The organism is Ammoniphilus resinae, assembly GCF_017873965.1.
GTDB classification, from domain to species: Bacteria; Bacillota; Bacilli; order Aneurinibacillales; family RAOX-1; genus Ammoniphilus_A; species Ammoniphilus_A resinae.
The window spans coordinates 97,357-113,601 of sequence record NZ_JAGGKT010000006.1; the positions used below are offsets into that span (position 1 = coordinate 97,357).

A 16,245-nucleotide genomic window follows, 5' to 3' on the forward strand; every position below is an offset into this window, starting at 1 on the left:
AACCGAGGGTGCTCCTCGGTTTTTTAAATACTTCACCATTTATTTTTTTACCTTTACCCTTTTTACCTTTTCAACGATTAATCCATGTGACATCACGCCATTAATTAGCATGGGGACCGTTGTTCTACCTGTAATGACATGTCTATGGCCGTCAGCAACTTGCGTGGTGATTCGAAAACGATGAAAATGGTTTGCCCCCTGACCGTTAATGGCAGGTCCAGTGCTGCCAGAGTAGGCGTGCCTATGGTTCAGAGTGGTGTTGGTTACCCCCTGAAAAGTGTGTCGGTGCGTTCCGCCAGGAATGCGAATGAGAAGATCCGTGACATTGCTAAACAAATGCCGATGTGCATCTGCAACAGCTGTCACACCTTGCATTCTGTGTTGAATTCGACTAAACCTTTGAGAAGTACGAGCTTTTTTCCCCATAAATCGATTACCACCTTTCAAAACAGTTTCCTTACAATGAATGCATTTTTGTTATGTTTTGAAAGGGACAAATTACGGAAGGCAATTGAATCATTTTTTCTGGTAGAACTTTTTTATAGACGAAGATTTAAATTTACATTACAATAATTTAAGTGATTAGCAAGTTATACTGTTATTTTCCATGAATCCCAATCACCACCTAATGACATGATTGATGAAATATGATAAATTATTACTTGTCGCTGATAAACATCAGTTGAAACGGTGAGTAGTTGCGGTTCATGATTTCATGAGCTGAGGAAAGTCTGGACTCGCCCGGTGCTGAGATGCCCGGAGTGTTCGTGCCTGCTGAAAGGTAGGGCAGTTAACGGAAGTTGACTGACGGCGGTGAAATAAGCTACGTCCATTTTGGATATGCTAAGAGTAACCTGAAGGTGCCACAGAGACGAACCTGTCTTGAAAAGGATGGGATGGAACGAGGTAAACCCCACGAGCGAGCAACCCAAATTTGGTAGGGGCACTATCCCGAGGGAATCAAACTGAAGGGATAGATCGGCATTTTCATTGCCGATAGTCAAATGACTACACCTGATGTGCAAGATTGGCATCGCAGTAGCACACAGGAACAAAATCTGGCTTATAGCCGTTTCACATGCCATATGTTTTAGCGTATTTTTAGGCGCTCGTAGCTCAGCTGGATAGAGCGGCGGTTTCCGGTACCGCGTCTGCCGGGGGTTCGAATCCCTCCGAGCGCGCCAAATATGCGGGTGTAGTTCAATGGTAGAACTCCAGCCTTCCAAGCTGGTCGCGAGGGTTCGATTCCCTTCACCCGCTCCATATGCTATGAATCCTACTACGTCGAGTAAGCATCTTGCGGGAATAATATCAGAAGTCCTCGAAGAGGGCTCCATTAATTTTCATTCCAACTACGTCGAACCACATCTTCGTTGGATGAAATAAAGAAGTCCTTTAGGGCTCCATTAGTAATTATTCCAACTACGTCGATTAAGCATCTTGCTGGAATAATATCAGTAGCAACTTTAAAGAAATCTTACTACTATCCTGGGGCATTAGCTCAGCTGGGAGAGCGCTACACTGGCAGTGTAGAGGTCAGCGGTTCGATCCCGCTATGCTCCACCATACATAAGAATGTTACTCCTATTCAATTGAAAAAGTTGAATAGGAGTTTTTGCGTCGAGACAGGTAAGTACAACCTTGCCACTAGTCCCGAATAGGTCTGAATCAAGACAGGTTAGCATAAAAAACCTTGCCACTAGTCCCGAATAGGCCTGAATCGAGACAGGTTAGCATAAAAAACCTTGCCGCTAGTCGCGAATAAGCCTGAATCGAGACAGGTTAGTACAAAAAACCTTGCCACTAGTCCCAAATAGGCCGGAATTGAGACAAAATAGCATAAAAAACTATGCCTCTAGTCCCAAATAGGCTGGAATTGAGACAGGTTAGCATAAAAAACTTTGCCACTAGTCCCGAATAGGCCGGAATCGAGACAAGGTAGCATAAAAAATCTTGCCGCTAGTTGCGAATAGGTCTATCTCCTATTCGCACCACATTGGGCAAGTTGGTAGGCCCTCGCTAATACCACTCCAAAAACGTCTGATGGAAAGGGATAGTACCCAAAGCCAAAGGTACATAGATAAAGGGTCCCCACCCCGCAGACCTACTAAACCATCACGGAATCGATCCCCCATTATTACAAATATCCCGTAAAAATATAAAAAAGGCTAACCCCATCTTCAGGGGCAGCCCTCTACTATTATTTCACAAGCTTTTCGAGATTGTGAATGACCTGGTGCAGTTCATTTCTTTCTACCCAGTTCAGCATAGGGTCTTTAATGTCCTTGCGTAGACATTCTAAAACCCTGACTAAAGTACTATTGCTAATGACCTGGTTCACTTTTCCCTTCTCCTTTCGGTAACCCGGCTGCCGTAGTATAGGTAATACCTTAGGCCCGTGGCTTTGCGCCCTTATCTTTCGCTAAGTTTGCTATTATCGTAGAGTATAATTCCATCATATTACGTACCACGTGAAAGATCAAATATTTTTTAATAAATTATCGGGAATAAGCTTTAATTTTACTCTCAATTTCCTTAGCTGTTAGATTAAGGAAATCAGGGTAACTATAGCCCTCTAGTCCTACTGTTTGTCCTCCATCAAAGGGATAAAGTCCCTGCCAAATCCCAACGATCGAATAAAGGTCTGTTCCCGTTACAGGCCGTAGGAAAAAAACATAAGTCCCTTCCGCTACGGAACCAGGATAAGAATGGTTAAGAGGGTCGGAGGCATCAGGAAGTGGCGATACACCTGTGGTTAAGAGATCTATCAGAGGGCTCGCCGTTCCTTTCAAAGTTTGCTTGACATCGATTTTCTGCACAAAATTTACAATTTCTCGTCCCTGCACCTTTTTTCCTGTTGGGTACTCTCTGTTTGGTACATCTGCCCAGCCGACTAGAATTAAGGGTGACATCTCTACTAGATGTTTTGCGTCTTTAGCCTTCGTCCCATCCACTTGAAGCTGTCCAATATTCTGTGCTGAACCAGGAAGGCTAAAGCCGAAAACAAGAAGTAAAACAATAAGAGTTTTAAACCAAAACTTCATTTTTCCCTCCACTTTCAAAAATATTATTTGACGTTATTTATCTTGTTACAGGCTATTCATTTTATACCGAGAGCATTGTTTAAAAAGATATCATTCTCCACTATGGCCATTTCTTTATTGTTGCTTCATAATTAAAAAATGTTGTTAAATAAGGATAACAGAGGATATTCCTCTAAGAAAAAAAATTAGAAAAGAGGTTAACAAAATGCCATTTATAAACATTAAAATCACCGATGATAACGTAACTTCTGAACAAAAACAACAGCTGATTCAAGGGGTAACACAAGTCATGGTAGATGTTCTAGGGAAAAATCCAGAGCGCACGTTTGTTGTTATTGATGAGGTGAATACCGATAATTGGGGGATCGGAGGAGAATCGATCACATCCCGAAGACAGCAAGGAAAATAAGGTGAAAAAGTATGACTTGATTGTGCTTGGGGGAGGGGCCGGCGGACTGACCGCAGCAGCTGGGGCAGCTAGTTTAGGGGCAGCAGTTGCCCTCGTCTATGCGGGTCCCCTTGGCGGGGACTGTCTTTGGACGGGATGTGTGCCGACGAAATCCCTCATACATTCAGCGGAAATCATCCATCAGTCCAGAGGGGCTGCAGAATTTGGGCTGGATTTCACAGGCGTCCCCAACTTCGAACAGGTGCAAACCCGGATGCAGGAAGCCATTGAACAAATTGGGCGACATGATGATCCCAACCGCTTTCGTCAATTGGGTGTGGATCTTTATCAGGGTTTTGGCTCTTTTATGGGACCACACGAAATAACCATAAATAGCGAAACAATCTATGGCAAACGGATCGTTATTTCTACCGGATCAAGACCCTTTATTCCGCAAATCCCTGGCCTGGATCAGGTCGATTATTTGACCAATGAGAATGTGTTGCAGCTAGATGAACGGCCGCACTCCCTCCTAATCATCGGGGGCGGCCCGATTGGCGTGGAATTTGCACAATCTTTTGCACGGTTTGGGACAGAGGTTACGGTGGTTGAACAAGGTCCCATGATTTTATCTAAAGAAGATGACGAACTGGTTCCTTTCGTGGCAAGGGCGTTAGAAAGAGAAAACATTCGGTTGATGACAAATGCGGTGGTTTCGTCGGTGAACGACAGCCGAGTCACCATTATGCAAAACGGTCAGGAAAGCCAAGTTTCTGTAGATCGAGTCTTTGTTGCTGTGGGACGGGAGCCGAATACCAAACGCCTCCATTTGGAGAATGCCGGCATCCGTACGGCAGCCAATGGTTCTATTGAGGTTAACGATTACCTGCAAACAAACGTCCCACATATTTATGCCGTGGGTGATGTGAACGGGAGATATCCATTTACACATACGGCCGGATACGAGGGGAAAATCGTCGTTTCGAATGCCTTGTTTGGATGGAAGAGAAAGGCTAACTATCAGCATTTGCCTTGGGTTACCTACAGTGATCCGGAGCTTTTTCATCTTGGATTGACAGAAAAAGAAGCACGGGAAACGATAGGGGCCATACGAGTCTATAAAGTTATGTTGGATGAGGTGGACCGCTTTGTCATCAATCGAGAGCGTGAAGGCATGATCAAAATCATTACGGACCGTAAAGGATATATATTAGGAGCCCATGCCGTTGCAGACGGGGCAGGGGAGTTCATGCAGGAAGTGGTGTTTGCCAAACAACACGGACACAAGATTGGCGATCTATCCCATGTGATCCATCCATATCCGACTAAGGCCGGAGCAGTTCAACAGGTAGCAGACCTGTATTGGCGGGAAAGATTATTTAGCGGCCAATTAACCAAGTGGGTTAGGCGTTATCTGAAGTGGTTTAGATGAATGACTTCACGCCCTTTGGTCACTATCCCTTTCCATCATGTACCCTCATCCTTTCTATAGAAGGGGAAAAACACTTTCAAATTTCTTCTTTTTTGCTATGATAAACATAATAGAATACAAGGAACTACTAGGGGTGTCCATAAGCCTGGACTGAGAGAAAAACGCGATGAAGTTTTTTAACCCTATGGACCTGATCTGGATTATACCAGCGTAGGGAAGTAGTGTTTTCATGTCTATTTCTTTCGTTCAAAGCCAGGTCCAAGATGGGATCTGGTTTTTTTGTTTTATTAAAAAGGAGGTATCGGGATGACAATACAATATCTTGCACAGAAATTAGTTCTTGTTCGTGAGCAAAAGCCACTCATTCATAACATTACGAACGTAGTGGTTACCAATTTTACCGCAAATGGATTGTTGGCTCTTGGGGCTTCTCCGGTTATGGCCTATGCTAAGGAGGAAGTTGCCGATATGGCAAAAATCGCCGGGGCCCTAGTGTTAAATATTGGCACGCTAACAGAAAGTGAAGTCCAAGCGATGATCATTGCCGGGAAATCAGCCAATGAATATGGAGTACCGATTATTTTTGATCCGGTGGGGGTGGGGGCAACACCCTATCGAACAGCGGTAGCGAAACGGATCCTAGAGGAACTGAAGGTAACGATTATTCGCGGGAATGCAGCGGAAATTGCCAATCTAACCGGAGAGGACTGGTCCATTAAAGGGGTAGATGCTGGTGATGCGACAGGTAATGTAGCACAGTTGGCGGTGAAAGCAGCTCGGCAATTTTCAAGCATCGTGGTCATAACCGGTGAAGAAGATATTGCTACGGATGGTACGCAAATCTATTCCATCCGCAACGGGCACCCGATTTTAACCAAGGTAACAGGATCTGGGTGTTTGCTGAGCTCGGTCATTGGAGCATTTGCAGCAGTCGAATTAAATAAACTGGAGGCTGCAGCTGCAGCATTAATTTACTATGGGGTAGCCGCAGAATGTGCGGTGAAAGAAACAGGGGATAACCGGCCAGGAAGCTTTCAAATAGAGCTGTTAAATCAACTATCCCTCGTGACCCCAAAGGAAATAGAACAATTGGCAAGAGTAGAGCAATTTCAAGCTGAAGGAGGAGAATGAAAATGAAGGTTTATAAAGCACTAACCATTGCTGGATCGGACAGCGGAGGCGGAGCAGGGATTCAGGCAGATCTGAAGACCTTCCAGGAACTAGGGGTGTATGGCATGTCCGCGATTACCGCTGTGACGGCACAGAATACTCTTGGTGTACAAGGGGTCTATCCTTTGCCTGTAGATGCTGTGACGACTCAGATGGATAGCATTGGGGAAGACCTTGGAGTGGATGCAGTAAAAACAGGGATGCTCTTCTCGAGTGAAATTATTTCCGCGGTAGCGAGAAAGATTCGGCATTATCAATGGACCAACCTAGTCGTTGATCCGGTGATGATCGCCAAAGGCGGCGCAACATTACTGGAAGAAGAGGCCCTAACCGCCTTGGTCCGTGACCTCATTCCACTAGCGGCTATCGTGACCCCTAACATTCCGGAAGCTGCCACCATCACCAGAATGACGATCGAAAACTTGGCGCAGCGGGAAGAAGCAGCAAAAGCCATTTTCCAAATGGGAGCCCAAAACGTCATGATTAAAGGTGGCCATGACGAACAATCGGAACGGGTGGTTGACCTCCTTTATGATGGAAAGCAATTTTATTATCTGGAAGGAGAACGAATCAATACCCGCCATACGCATGGTACGGGCTGTACTTTCGCAGCTGCAATTACCGCTGAACTAGCAAAAGGGATCCCAGTGGCCGAAGCAGTAAAAACAGCAAAATCTTTCATTAAAGCCGCGATTGAAGATCAATTAGGCATCGGCAGTGGTCATGGACCAACCAACCATTGGGCCTATCAAAATCGACGTAGAGGGGAGATGATGCAATGAGTAGAAATGGAATGGATTCCGAAAAAGTAAGGGCCGCGTTACGTGTGTACTTTATCGCGGGCAGTCAGGATTGCCTGCAAAATCCTGTGGATGTCTTAAAGCAAGCCTTGGCTGGAGGGATTACCATGTTTCAGTTTCGGGAAAAGGGGAAAGCAGCCCGGACTGGGGAACAAAAGCTGGAGCTGGCCAAAGAGCTTCAGGCTCTGTGTCAATCCTACGGGGTTCCCTTCATTGTTAATGATGACCTCGAGCTTGCTTTAGCATTGGATGCAGATGGGGTTCATGTGGGTCAGGAAGACGAGCTTGCTTCCGTTGTTAGGGAGCGGATGGGTCCGGATAAGATCTTAGGGGTTTCCGCCCATACTGCGCAAGAAGCTCGCCAAGCTATGGCAGACGGAGCCGATTATATTGGCGTAGGCCCTATTTTCCCTACCCAAAGTAAAGCAGATGCTAAGGAAGTGAAGGGGCCTGAAGGGATCATCGAGTTTCGCCAGAGTGGGATCCAACTGCCTATTGTTGGGATCGGGGGGATTACCTTAGATAACGCCCATTTGGTCATGCAAGCAGGGGCAGATGGGGTTTCCGTAATCTCCGCCATCACCCATGCCACCTCGATTGAAGAGAGTGCCAAACGTTTTTCCCATATAACAAGTGGTAATGGTATATTGTGAATGAATTCACATAGTTGTAACAATGGTGCGCGGATTTTGTGATATCAATCACAAAATTAAATCGCTATCCGGATATAATTAAAGCATAAGGAGCGCGCCCCTAAAACAACTAACCACTTGAAGGGAAAAGAGGCGATTATCAATGAAACCATTCGCAAAGGCTACATTAGCATTATCGTTAACAACTGTTCTTTTGACAACTGGATGCGGAGGAGTAAATCCAACGGAAGTCGTAGCGCCAAAAGCACAAGCAGCTGCTGACCAACAGCAGGCACCGGAAAAAATTAACCAAGCACCAATCCCAATGAAGATGGATCGGAAGGGTACAGATGTCTTCATTGAGATGACTGCGCAAATTACGAATATCCAAATCGATAAGAATGTAACCTACAATGCATGGACTTTCAATGGTGAAGCGCCCGGCCCACTAGTGGTAGTAAATGAAGGGGATACGATCCATTTCAACTTGAAGAATATGGATCCCGCTGTACCGCACTCGATGGATTTCCATGCCGTGCATGCCGCACCTAGCAAAAAATTCATCGATGTGATGCCTAATGAAGAAGGGAACTTCACATACAAAGCAAGTAACCCTGGTGTATTTATGTACCACTGCGGAACAAAACCTGTTCTTGCACACATTGCAAATGGAATGCATGGTGTCATTATTGTAAAACCGAAAAATGGCTACCCAACTGATAAACAAGTGGATAAAGAATATGTGATCATCCAAAACGAGTGGTACCGTGAAAAAGATTTAGATGATATGACCAATGGGCAACCTTCGCAAGTTGTATTCTCGACCAAGGCATTGAAAGAGGGAATGCCGAATACAAACGGTGATACCTTTACTTTAAAGGAAAAACCATTGCTTGCTAAAGTAGGAGATACCGTTCGGATCTATGTTAATAACGTCGGACCAAACAGAGTAAGTTCGTTCCACGTCGTTGGAACCGTATTGGATACTGTATATTTAGATGGAAATCCGCAAAACGTGTTACACGGCATGCAAACGGTTATGTTGCCTGCGAGCGGAGGGGCTGTTGTAGAATTTAAAGTGGTAGAAGCAGGCGATTATACGATTGTAACCCACCAGTTTAATGATGTACAAAAAGGAGCCGCTGCTGTTTTAAGGGTCACTGAGGATGGTTTGGACCATGGCGGAAAAACAATGAGTCACTAATGTGGATTAAAGAAAAAGGGCGAATGCCCTTTTTTTGTTATGCTAAAACTATAGTAGACAACTCGACTCAAAAATTGTATGGTATAAATATAGAACTTTTAAAGGGGATTCTAGAGGAATGTTAGATTTCACAGAAAAGATCAAAACAATCCAGGATATGAATACTCTGCTCGCTTTAAAAGAGCAAATTAAGGACGAAATTGTTGACAAGAATACAAGCTGGCAAACCCGTCTTATTTTATATAAAAAGGTAAAATTAATTAATGAATTTATAAATAATCATGCAATGAAATAGGAATCTGTTTGATTTTGTTTACATATATTTTATTTAATTAGGGCTATTGTTTCGGGAGTTGGTTTGTTCCATATCCTCGATGATAGCCCTTCTTTACTTTTGGAAATAGGAGGTGGATGTTCTGAAGTTCTCTGGTTTAGAGCGATCGCAGATTTTGCAGGAGATGTCAGATACCTCCTTTGATCTTCTTGTAATCGGAGGGGGAATTACCGGAGCGGGGATTGCCCTGGACGCGGCCACAAGGGGGATGAAGACGGCGCTTGTAGAAATGCAGGATTTTGCCGGGGGGACCTCCAGCAGGTCGACCAAATTGATCCATGGGGGGCTTCGTTATTTAAAACAAGGAGAATTCAAGCAGGTGGCAGAAGTGGGAAGGGAGAGGGCAATTGTATATAAGAATGGGCCACACGTAACCAAGCCGGAGTGGATGCTTCTCCCCATCTATCAGGGTGGGACATTGGGCAGGTGGGGAACATCTTTTGGGCTTTGGCTTTATGATCGTTTAGCGGGAGTGAAGCGGTCGGAACGAAGGAAGATGTTAACCGTGGCAGAAGTTCTTGAAAAAGAACCATTATTAAATAAAACGGGTCTTCTGTGCGGTGGCTATTATGTTGAATATCGTACAGATGATGCCCGTTTAACGCTTGAAGTGACCAAGAAAGCCGTTGCCAAGGGAGTCCTTGCCGTGAACTATACAGAGGTGGAATCCTTTGTTTATAACAAAGAGCTGATCGCAGGGGTCCGGGTGAAGGATCAGCTGTCCAAACAGGAATATGTCATACCAGCTAATAAGGTTGTCAACGCCGCAGGTCCGTGGGTGGATCTGGTAAGGGAGAAGGATGGAAGCCGTAAAAAAACAATTCAGTGGACGAAAGGAATCCATCTTGTTTTTGATCAACGCCGCTTTCCATTGCGCCAAGCTATCTATTTTGATACTTTCGACGGACGGATGGTTTTCGCTATTCCAAGAGATGGGAAAACCTATGTTGGGACTACAGATACCATTTTTCATGGGGACCCCATGCACCCGAGAATGGAAGTGGAAGATCGAGTCTACTTGCTAGGTGCAATCAGTGGAACCTTCCCAGGGCTCTATATAACGGAAAAGGATATCGAATCTTCTTGGGCAGGGATACGTCCTTTGATCGCGCAAGCAGGGAAAAAGCCTTCAGAGATCTCCAGGAAGGATGAAATTTGGCATTCTTCTTCAGGACTGCTAACCGTGGCTGGTGGGAAGTTGACAGGATACCGAAAAATGGCGGAAATGGTTGTGGATCGCATTCCAGGAAATTGGGGCCCCTGTCAGACGAGGCAAATGCCTATATCCGGAGGGGAGGTAGGTAGAGCGGATAATTTTCTTCATTATGTAGAAGAAACGGCAAAGGCATCAAGTTTTTCTTTACAATGGGCGAAGCAGATCGTATGCCAATATGGGTCAAATGCGAAAACCATTTTTTCACTTGCAAGAGAATTAGCTAAAAATAAAGAGGATTTGGGCTTGCCCATCGAGCTTCTAGCGATCCTCGAATATTCCATTCGTGAGGAAATGGCGGTGACGCCGGCAGATTTCTTTGTGAGAAGAACAGGTGCTTTATATTTTCGAAGAAAGTGGGTAGAAGAATGGAAGCAGCCCGTTATTTCCTATATGGCCAAAAGGTTTGATTGGAGCCTGAAAGAAAAGATAAAGCATTTGACAGACCTTAACCAACATTTACAGGAGACTATTTTGGCTGTTGGGGAGGAATCGTAATTTGCTCATAGATGGGGGGATGATTGGTTGGTTTTAAAGGAAGCTGTGGCGTGATGTGCAGCGAATGTTCCGGTGTGTCAAAAATAGAAGAACAACGAATGATCTCTGTATCTCCGATTAACACAATGGAAGACCGGCTTACCCCTCCAATGTCAATCTGCTCAACGCTTATTTTTTTATTGGTTACCTTCATATTCATCGAATACTTCCCCTCCTTTTTTGCACTCTTTTTCTACCATACGTATGCGGGTGATTAGGATGATGTGTAGACTCCCGTTATTTTGCGAAATCGGGATGAACACCCAGCCTGACTGGGCCATAGGATAATATGAAGTACCCTAAAAAAGGAGCTATAATTATGCCGGCGATGGTTGGGACGGTCAATATTAATAGTCTGAGCGGAATTATGAATATTGGTGATGTCCACAAGATTGCCCCACGAAATTACTCGAAAACTTTTGCTGGCGGGGGTTCCTTTAATTCAGGGGATAATCTCAATGTCCATAACGAAAATAGTGTGATCCATGTTTATGACAGGGGGAGCCCACGGCTGGATTTTGATACGCAAAAGGAGCGGGTACGCTGATGAATATGAATTTCTTCATTAATCAAAGCATCGTGATCCACCAATTAAAAATTGATGGATTATCGAATTCCTCTGTACTGCAGATTGGAAGTGCAGGGATGATTAAGCCCTTATCCCAATTATACAATACAGGTGGTTTTACAGGGCCCGCCCCTGCAGCAGGGCCCGGAATAACGACAGGAACAACGAGTGAAGGTGTCATACCGCCAGTCCCATACGTTCCTTTAATTTCTCCATCGGGCTAAGCAGTGATTCATTTTAGGAAGGGGCAAAGGGGTGAGGTAAGATGTATATGAATCGTGAACTCCACTATTATTTCCAACAGTTAAATGCCTACCTACACGCGCAAAATCAAAAAATAGAGCAACTAAATGAGCAAATCAATCAACTTCGTCAAGAAATAGTCCAGTTAAAAGAAAAAAGCCAGCCATCTGTCGTCCGCAATGAATATAAATTTGATCTATTAAAGGTGGAGAAACTGGAGGGGACATTAAATATCGGATTAAATCCAAACGGTTCCGATTCAGCCGTCGGGGAGTTCGACGTTCAGCAATCTGTGGACGTACCCCAAAATCCGAACCAAAACCCCGTGTTTGCCGGTGTGCAAAGGCAAATTTATGATTATTTAAAACAGGAAGCGTTCACTGTGATGCAAGAAATTGAAAAAAGATGCGGCTATCCATTGGACGATTCCTATCGGAATTTTATAGTTGACGATGTGAAAAAACAGATTGACAAGCGAATTCACTATTATTTAAAGCAAACGCCATCCCAATCGCTCAGTGAAGAACAGTTAAAACAATTGGAGAGATCCACGATCCAATCGGTGAAAAGGGATATTGAAAAAACCTTCGAAGCTTTTATTAGAAACTTACCTGGAAGGGATACGAAGGAGCCATGAAATTCACGGTAATCAATCATGAAATCTCAGTGGAAAAGATAAAAATTGATGGAATTGAAATTTCCTCCAATCTGATTATTGGGGATGTTCCGAAGATTACCCTTACTTCGTGGTTTGAATCGCCACCTGAAAATGTAATTGTTGGTGTGACGCCTATGGTAAGGACAATGGAGTAGGGGGTAGAATATGGAAAGAACATCGAAGGTCGATCAGATTCAAATTATTTCACTCGACGATACATCGATACTGGAAATCGGTGATTCGGAGTGTCTGAACCCTCTGACCAAGGCCATTTCCGTGCAGCGAGAGCAGGCTGTCTTTTGGAAACATGAATTCAACTTTGAGGATTATCCGATATTTGCCCGGGACATTCCAGTAAGATCAGCTGATGAGGAGATGGAAAGGGAAACCTATCATCTAAACCCTTTGATCCAGGTTGGAAAGGTGGAGGTTCCCTTTGTCGCCTCGTCTTCAATCATTCATATCGGTTCGAGTCGAGAATTACATGCGGAAGCCAGGGTAGTAACGATTCGTCATCTAATAAGGGAAGGAAACATGACAGAAGAGGAGGTCTAAGCCTTGCCATCCGTTGTTGGAGCGATTAATGTGAACAGCAACTCCGGAAATTTAAATGTGGGTGATGTATTTAATATTTCACCGAAAAGCTCCTCCAAGACCTACTCTGGTCAAGGGGGTGGGAATACAGGAAATGTGGTTAATACACTTAATGGGGTGAGTGCAACCAATACGCTCGATACCGATGGGGTTGATCAGCCGATTGCGGGGAATGTGTAGTACAAACACGAATAGCCCGATAACCGTCGTTATCAGGCTAGATGTGGAATTCTTCGCGAAGTGCGCAGAGGGCGCAATTCCAACATCCTAGAGCTCGTAGATTCGTGTATGCCAATCATAAAGCTGATGTTGGCCAACATCCTTTACACTTTTCCTTTATTCCCTAACTTTCTACTTTTTATTCACTCATTTAAAATACTCACGATAAATAAAGCGGATCTTTCTTTTTTCTTGTGCGATCTGATGCTTGACTCGAGATAATGGGAGTTTGCTGTATTTCCCTTTGCGGAGGTTTTTTTCGAAAATATGGGGGAATAGAAAATCGATAAACAGAAGTTGTTTTTCTCTTGCGGAAAGAGGATTGGTTTCTTCGTATTTTTTTAGCATTTTTTTAAATTCTTTTCCGTTAAATGTGTGAATTCTCGTATACATTTCAAAGATCCGGATCAAATCTTTAGAGGGCAAGTCATAACGGACATCTTCAAAATCAATGAAGAACTTTCGGTTCTTATTGACGATAATATTGTTTTGGTGGAAATCGCCGTGTACAAGGCTTAGTTTTGGATAGGGCTTTGAGATTAAGGATTGATAGGAGCTGGATTTTAATTTTTTTAAAGCCAGTCTGCCCATCTTTTGGAAGAACGGAATAGTCTTTAAAATATATTTGTGCTTTCGTGTTCTGTTCCCGGCATGCCTTTCCTTCCAGTTCTTCATCGTATCTAATCGATTTTGATAATCAGATACCCAGTCATTTTCCGAGTATATATTAGTATGTCGGGAATAGGACAATCCGACAGAGGAATGATGAAATCGTCCTAACGACTTCACTACACCATATAGCTCTTTTTTTCGCCTCAGGCTCTGACTTTTTCCTTTTACCCATTCGTACAGCACATATGGTGAATTTTCATACATGATATATAGCTGGTTTCTTTCTGTAGGAACAGGATTAGCTAGCTTTACACCTCTATCTCCGAGCAAAACTTCCGTTTCCGCAATAAACTGCTGCCTGTCTTTAGGGATAAATAGACTTTTAACTACATACTTTTTGCCGTCCGTTGTTTTAATTTTAGCGACATAGCTAGATTCTTTCACCGTTTTTATCTTATCTAGCTTTTCGATTCTCAGTCCATAAGCATCTTCGATCGCATGGGATAGTTTGGACATCTCCACACCACCTTTTTGATCTTACTAACATGATATGGATGGAGGTACAAGTTGGTGTAGGGGACTACCTATTAGGAGAAAAAAAAGGCCCCACTCGTGTGGGGCCAAGCTCTCAACCTAAACCATTCGATAGTTTAGTTATTTGGTTATACGCAGCAGGTTGCAAAAAGTTGCTCTCTAATCTTTGAAACTCTAAAAATTTCAGACCTTTTTTGCCTTAAATTAGGGACCGTGTTACGATACAAACAAAGAATCAGAAAGTTTAAAGAAGATTGGTGATTTATTTTGGTTCATGATGATCGTTATTTTATGCAGAAAGCATTAGAGCAAGCAGAAAAAGCAAAAGAAAAAGGAGAAGTGCCAATCGGGGCCGTTATTGTCCGTGACGGAGAAATCATCGGAAGCGGGCATAACCTCCGGGAAACAACAAAAGATCCTACCTCCCACGCGGAAATGATCGCCATCCGCGAAGCCAGTGAGCACTTAGGTGGCTGGAGGCTGATAGGAAGCACCTTGTATGTCACCCTAGAGCCTTGTCCAATGTGCGCGGGTGCCATCGTCCAATCCCGCATCGAACGTGTTGTTTTTGGTGTGGGGGACCCCAAGGCAGGGTGTGCGGGTACTTTAATGAACCTGCTTGAAGAGCAGAGATTTAACCACCAGGCAGAAGTGGTCGAAGGGGTTATGGCTGAGGAGTGTTCAGAGATCCTAAAGCAATTTTTTCGGGAGCTGCGGGAGAGAAGGAAGCGAGAGAAAGTGGGGAGGATGGAATGATGTACTATAACAAAGAACAATTGAAGAAGATTCGCGAAAAAGGAGAAGAACAGCTTAAAGAACTGGAAAAGGAAAACAAAGGTGGTAGATATAAATCTGCTGCAGATATGGAAATCGTCTGTCAGCATTGCCAGCACGATCACTTTGAAAAAGGGGAAGCCCTGCTAAATACAAGGGGACTAACCTTTTTGGATTTAGATTGGCTGAACGGCTCAGCCATCACTTTGGCCTGCACCCGCTGTGGGTTCATTCATTGGTTTGCAAAAGAGGTGCAGAGGGTGGAGGAGTAGTAAGGAGTGAGCTTGGGTTAAATTAGCGGGGTTTGAGATACCTGTGTAGGTATATTTTGAGGTGGCGTTGGGAATTTGACAGTAAACCCGTTAAAAATGACAGTAAAGTCATCAAAAACGCCAGTAAAATCTTAAAAATAGCCAGTAAACAGATCAATCACAGCCAATTAATTAGGGGAGAATACATGGCGTCTAGTATAGACTTAAATATTTCACTTTGACTGAAAAGATACCCCCGCTTTCTTCCTCTAGACCATCTCTTTCTATGATTTTTGCCAGTAACGGGTAAAAAAATGACAGTAAAGCCTCCAAATTCGCCAGTAAACCTTTAAAAAACGCCAGTAAAATGATCTATATGAATGGAGGAACGAAAATGAACGGCTGGTTATATACATTGTATTTTATCGTGATCGGTGTCGTCTCTTTTTTAACAGGTGAAATTGTAACATTTGTGATGCTTGGTATCATTTTAATAAGTTTAACCAATATCCATACGACCTTAAAAGAAATTTTAAAGACCATTCAGGAAAAGAAGGGATAGTGGTGATTTGCTTATTTGGGGGGAGAACCAGTGCCAGTGAAATCGATAATTGCAACAGCAGTTGCGTTGGGGCTGATGTTTTTATTTTTGTTTGCTCCGTGGCTAACCTCCGAGAACATACATAAAATTGTGGAAAACGATCTTAAAAAGCGTAACGGGGAAATAATAGATTATGGTGTAAGCATGAATTGTGATGGTTGCGGGGTTAAACAGGTTAAGAACAATGCCTTTGGAAAAGATGTGGTTATTGAATATATTGCTGGTGGGGGGCCTTTACCACCCAATACAAAGTTTGAACGTAGGCAGATTGAAATATTTGTTTCTTTTCTAGGGACCGTGCACGAACTGGGTCATCTTTATTAACTTAACTGTATATGCCTCCTCAGGCACAGTGAGGAAAATCAGGTTACATTAGGTGCTTGATTAGAACATTCCAGATGTGATACTATATTTCTTGTCCCCAATTGGGATTATCA

At 43.7% G+C, this 16,245-nt stretch carries 23 protein-coding genes, 3 tRNA genes, 1 other RNA gene and 2 riboswitches; of the genes, 22 read left to right on the top strand and 5 right to left on the bottom strand.

The features are described 5' to 3' along the window. Window positions 1-39: 39 nt before the first annotated feature. Window positions 40-426 (bottom strand): YmaF family protein, encoded by a 387-nt coding sequence (locus J2Z37_RS11635; RefSeq protein ID WP_209810435.1) that lies wholly within the window; start codon window positions 424-426, stop codon window positions 40-42. A 260-nt stretch (window positions 427-686) separates the two neighbouring features. Here J2Z37_RS11635 and rnpB point away from each other — a divergent pair. From rnpB to J2Z37_RS11655, 4 genes are all read left to right on the top strand, one after another. Continuing rightward, window positions 687-1,071: RNase P RNA component class B (gene rnpB / locus J2Z37_RS11640), an RNA gene on the top strand. Window positions 1,072-1,105: 34 nt separating this feature from the next. Beyond that, window positions 1,106-1,184 (top strand) — tRNA-Arg (locus J2Z37_RS11645). A 5-nt stretch (window positions 1,185-1,189) separates the two neighbouring features. After that, window positions 1,190-1,263 (top strand) — tRNA-Gly (locus tag J2Z37_RS11650). 227 nt (window positions 1,264-1,490) lie between these two features. Beyond that, window positions 1,491-1,566 (top strand) — tRNA-Ala (locus J2Z37_RS11655). A gap of 634 nt (window positions 1,567-2,200) precedes the next feature. Here the strand turns inward: J2Z37_RS11655 and J2Z37_RS11660 are convergent. Both J2Z37_RS11660 and J2Z37_RS11665 read right to left on the bottom strand, forming a co-directional pair. Next, a complete protein-coding gene (locus J2Z37_RS11660) occupies window positions 2,201-2,341 on the bottom strand; it encodes a hypothetical protein (RefSeq protein WP_209810436.1) in 141 nt (46 codons plus the stop codon). Between the two features lie 14 nt (window positions 2,342-2,355). Next, window positions 2,356-2,443: riboswitch (cyclic di-GMP riboswitch) on the bottom strand. A gap of 55 nt (window positions 2,444-2,498) precedes the next feature. Further along, window positions 2,499-3,044, bottom strand: coding sequence for a hypothetical protein (locus J2Z37_RS11665; RefSeq protein ID WP_209810437.1), 546 nt, complete (start codon window positions 3,042-3,044; stop codon window positions 2,499-2,501). 205 nt (window positions 3,045-3,249) lie between these two features. Here J2Z37_RS11665 and J2Z37_RS11670 point away from each other — a divergent pair, with 205 nt between their 5' ends. The 8 genes from J2Z37_RS11670 to J2Z37_RS11705 all read left to right on the top strand — a co-directional run bounded on the left by J2Z37_RS11670 (window position 3,250) and on the right by J2Z37_RS11705 (window position 10,715). After that, window positions 3,250-3,453, top strand: a complete 204-nt coding sequence (locus J2Z37_RS11670) for a 2-hydroxymuconate tautomerase family protein (RefSeq protein WP_209810438.1) — start codon at window positions 3,250-3,252, stop codon at window positions 3,451-3,453. A 1-nt stretch (window position 3,454) separates the two neighbouring features. Then, window positions 3,455-4,864: a dihydrolipoyl dehydrogenase family protein gene (locus J2Z37_RS11675; RefSeq protein ID WP_209810439.1), complete on the top strand. Its 1,410-nt coding sequence runs from the start codon at window positions 3,455-3,457 to the stop codon at window positions 4,862-4,864. A 119-nt stretch (window positions 4,865-4,983) separates the two neighbouring features. After that, window positions 4,984-5,098: riboswitch (TPP riboswitch) on the top strand. Window positions 5,099-5,170: 72 nt separating this feature from the next. Then, on the top strand, window positions 5,171-5,995 hold the full coding sequence (gene thiM / locus J2Z37_RS11680) for a hydroxyethylthiazole kinase (protein WP_209810440.1): 825 nt from the start codon (window positions 5,171-5,173) through the stop codon (window positions 5,993-5,995). A 2-nt stretch (window positions 5,996-5,997) separates the two neighbouring features. Further along, window positions 5,998-6,816: a bifunctional hydroxymethylpyrimidine kinase/phosphomethylpyrimidine kinase gene (gene thiD, locus J2Z37_RS11685; RefSeq protein ID WP_209810441.1), complete on the top strand. Its 819-nt coding sequence runs from the start codon at window positions 5,998-6,000 to the stop codon at window positions 6,814-6,816. After that, window positions 6,813-7,487, top strand: coding sequence for a thiamine phosphate synthase (thiE, locus tag J2Z37_RS11690; protein ID WP_209810442.1), 675 nt, complete (start codon window positions 6,813-6,815; stop codon window positions 7,485-7,487). Before thiD ends, thiE begins: the two co-directional genes overlap by 4 nt. 142 nt (window positions 7,488-7,629) lie before the next feature. After that, window positions 7,630-8,670, top strand: a complete 1,041-nt coding sequence (locus J2Z37_RS11695; protein WP_209810443.1) for a multicopper oxidase domain-containing protein — start codon at window positions 7,630-7,632, stop codon at window positions 8,668-8,670. 118 nt (window positions 8,671-8,788) lie between these two features. After that, complete coding sequence (locus tag J2Z37_RS11700; protein ID WP_209810444.1) at window positions 8,789-8,965, top strand: hypothetical protein; 177 nt, start codon at window positions 8,789-8,791, stop codon at window positions 8,963-8,965. 163 nt (window positions 8,966-9,128) lie between these two features. After that, window positions 9,129-10,715: a glycerol-3-phosphate dehydrogenase/oxidase gene (locus tag J2Z37_RS11705; protein WP_245203767.1), complete on the top strand. Its 1,587-nt coding sequence runs from the start codon at window positions 9,129-9,131 to the stop codon at window positions 10,713-10,715. Here the strand turns inward: J2Z37_RS11705 and J2Z37_RS11710 are convergent. After that, window positions 10,687-10,914 carry a hypothetical protein gene (locus J2Z37_RS11710; RefSeq protein WP_209810446.1) on the bottom strand — a complete coding sequence of 76 codons (228 nt, stop codon included), beginning with the start codon at window positions 10,912-10,914 and terminating at the stop codon, window positions 10,687-10,689. The genes J2Z37_RS11705 and J2Z37_RS11710 overlap by 29 nt on opposite strands. A 159-nt stretch (window positions 10,915-11,073) precedes the next feature. On the opposite strand from J2Z37_RS11710, the gene J2Z37_RS11715 reads away from it, so the two are divergent. From J2Z37_RS11715 to J2Z37_RS11740, 6 genes are read left to right on the top strand one after another with little or no spacing between them, the layout of a single operon-like run. Beyond that, the gene (locus tag J2Z37_RS11715) at window positions 11,074-11,301 is read left to right on the top strand and encodes a spore germination protein (RefSeq protein ID WP_209810447.1); all 228 of its coding nucleotides are present in this window, start codon (window positions 11,074-11,076) and stop codon (window positions 11,299-11,301) included. Window positions 11,302-11,306: 5 nt separating this feature from the next. Then, the gene (locus J2Z37_RS11720; protein ID WP_209810577.1) at window positions 11,307-11,546 is read left to right on the top strand and encodes a spore germination protein GerPB; all 240 of its coding nucleotides are present in this window, start codon (window positions 11,307-11,309) and stop codon (window positions 11,544-11,546) included. A gap of 41 nt (window positions 11,547-11,587) precedes the next feature. After that, window positions 11,588-12,202 carry a spore germination protein GerPC gene (gene gerPC, locus J2Z37_RS11725; protein ID WP_209810448.1) on the top strand — a complete coding sequence of 205 codons (615 nt, stop codon included), beginning with the start codon at window positions 11,588-11,590 and terminating at the stop codon, window positions 12,200-12,202. Beyond that, window positions 12,199-12,378, top strand: a complete 180-nt coding sequence (locus tag J2Z37_RS11730; protein WP_209810449.1) for a spore gernimation protein GerPD — start codon at window positions 12,199-12,201, stop codon at window positions 12,376-12,378. The genes gerPC and J2Z37_RS11730 overlap by 4 nt, the downstream gene beginning before the upstream one ends. A gap of 10 nt (window positions 12,379-12,388) precedes the next feature. Then, window positions 12,389-12,778, top strand: a complete 390-nt coding sequence (locus J2Z37_RS11735) for a spore germination protein GerPE (RefSeq protein ID WP_209810450.1) — start codon at window positions 12,389-12,391, stop codon at window positions 12,776-12,778. 3 nt (window positions 12,779-12,781) lie between these two features. Beyond that, entirely contained in the window at window positions 12,782-12,997 is a 216-nt protein-coding gene (locus tag J2Z37_RS11740) for a spore germination protein (RefSeq protein ID WP_209810451.1), read from the top strand. A 186-nt stretch (window positions 12,998-13,183) separates the two neighbouring features. Here J2Z37_RS11740 and J2Z37_RS11745 read toward each other — a convergent pair whose 3' ends face one another. Further along, the gene (locus tag J2Z37_RS11745; protein WP_209810452.1) at window positions 13,184-14,164 is read right to left on the bottom strand and encodes a phosphotransferase; all 981 of its coding nucleotides are present in this window, start codon (window positions 14,162-14,164) and stop codon (window positions 13,184-13,186) included. Between the two features lie 282 nt (window positions 14,165-14,446). Here J2Z37_RS11745 and tadA point away from each other — a divergent pair, with 282 nt between their 5' ends. The 4 genes from tadA to J2Z37_RS11765 all read left to right on the top strand — a co-directional run bounded on the left by tadA (window position 14,447) and on the right by J2Z37_RS11765 (window position 16,132). Further along, window positions 14,447-14,938 (top strand): tRNA adenosine(34) deaminase TadA, encoded by a 492-nt coding sequence (gene tadA / locus J2Z37_RS11750; protein ID WP_209810578.1) that lies wholly within the window; start codon window positions 14,447-14,449, stop codon window positions 14,936-14,938. After that, window positions 14,938-15,228 (top strand): hypothetical protein, encoded by a 291-nt coding sequence (locus tag J2Z37_RS11755; RefSeq protein WP_209810453.1) that lies wholly within the window; start codon window positions 14,938-14,940, stop codon window positions 15,226-15,228. The genes tadA and J2Z37_RS11755 overlap by 1 nt, the downstream gene beginning before the upstream one ends. Before the next feature lie 373 nt (window positions 15,229-15,601). Continuing rightward, window positions 15,602-15,769, top strand: a complete 168-nt coding sequence (locus J2Z37_RS11760; RefSeq protein WP_209810454.1) for a hypothetical protein — start codon at window positions 15,602-15,604, stop codon at window positions 15,767-15,769. Window positions 15,770-15,799: 30 nt separating this feature from the next. Then, window positions 15,800-16,132, top strand: coding sequence for a hypothetical protein (locus J2Z37_RS11765; protein ID WP_209810455.1), 333 nt, complete (start codon window positions 15,800-15,802; stop codon window positions 16,130-16,132). Window positions 16,133-16,245: the final 113 nt, after the last annotated feature.

Coding starts and splice junctions, on each gene's coding strand:
- J2Z37_RS11635 (WP_209810435.1), bottom strand. CDS start 426: ATGGGGAAAAAAGCTCGTACTTCTCAAAGGTTTAGTCGAATTCAACAC.
- J2Z37_RS11665 (WP_209810437.1), bottom strand. CDS start 3,044: ATGAAGTTTTGGTTTAAAACTCTTATTGTTTTACTTCTTGTTTTCGGC.
- J2Z37_RS11670 (WP_209810438.1), top strand. CDS start 3,250: ATGCCATTTATAAACATTAAAATCACCGATGATAACGTAACTTCTGAA.
- thiM (WP_209810440.1), top strand. CDS start 5,171: ATGACAATACAATATCTTGCACAGAAATTAGTTCTTGTTCGTGAGCAA.
- thiD (WP_209810441.1), top strand. CDS start 5,998: ATGAAGGTTTATAAAGCACTAACCATTGCTGGATCGGACAGCGGAGGC.
- thiE (WP_209810442.1), top strand. CDS start 6,813: ATGAGTAGAAATGGAATGGATTCCGAAAAAGTAAGGGCCGCGTTACGT.
- J2Z37_RS11695 (WP_209810443.1), top strand. CDS start 7,630: ATGAAACCATTCGCAAAGGCTACATTAGCATTATCGTTAACAACTGTT.
- J2Z37_RS11700 (WP_209810444.1), top strand. CDS start 8,789: ATGTTAGATTTCACAGAAAAGATCAAAACAATCCAGGATATGAATACT.
- J2Z37_RS11705 (WP_245203767.1), top strand. CDS start 9,129: ATGTCAGATACCTCCTTTGATCTTCTTGTAATCGGAGGGGGAATTACC.
- J2Z37_RS11710 (WP_209810446.1), bottom strand. CDS start 10,914: ATGAATATGAAGGTAACCAATAAAAAAATAAGCGTTGAGCAGATTGAC.
- J2Z37_RS11715 (WP_209810447.1), top strand. CDS start 11,074: ATGCCGGCGATGGTTGGGACGGTCAATATTAATAGTCTGAGCGGAATT.
- J2Z37_RS11720 (WP_209810577.1), top strand. CDS start 11,307: ATGAATTTCTTCATTAATCAAAGCATCGTGATCCACCAATTAAAAATT.
- gerPC (WP_209810448.1), top strand. CDS start 11,588: ATGTATATGAATCGTGAACTCCACTATTATTTCCAACAGTTAAATGCC.
- J2Z37_RS11730 (WP_209810449.1), top strand. CDS start 12,199: ATGAAATTCACGGTAATCAATCATGAAATCTCAGTGGAAAAGATAAAA.
- J2Z37_RS11735 (WP_209810450.1), top strand. CDS start 12,389: ATGGAAAGAACATCGAAGGTCGATCAGATTCAAATTATTTCACTCGAC.
- J2Z37_RS11745 (WP_209810452.1), bottom strand. CDS start 14,164: ATGTCCAAACTATCCCATGCGATCGAAGATGCTTATGGACTGAGAATC.
- J2Z37_RS11755 (WP_209810453.1), top strand. CDS start 14,938: ATGTACTATAACAAAGAACAATTGAAGAAGATTCGCGAAAAAGGAGAA.
- J2Z37_RS11760 (WP_209810454.1), top strand. CDS start 15,602: ATGAACGGCTGGTTATATACATTGTATTTTATCGTGATCGGTGTCGTC.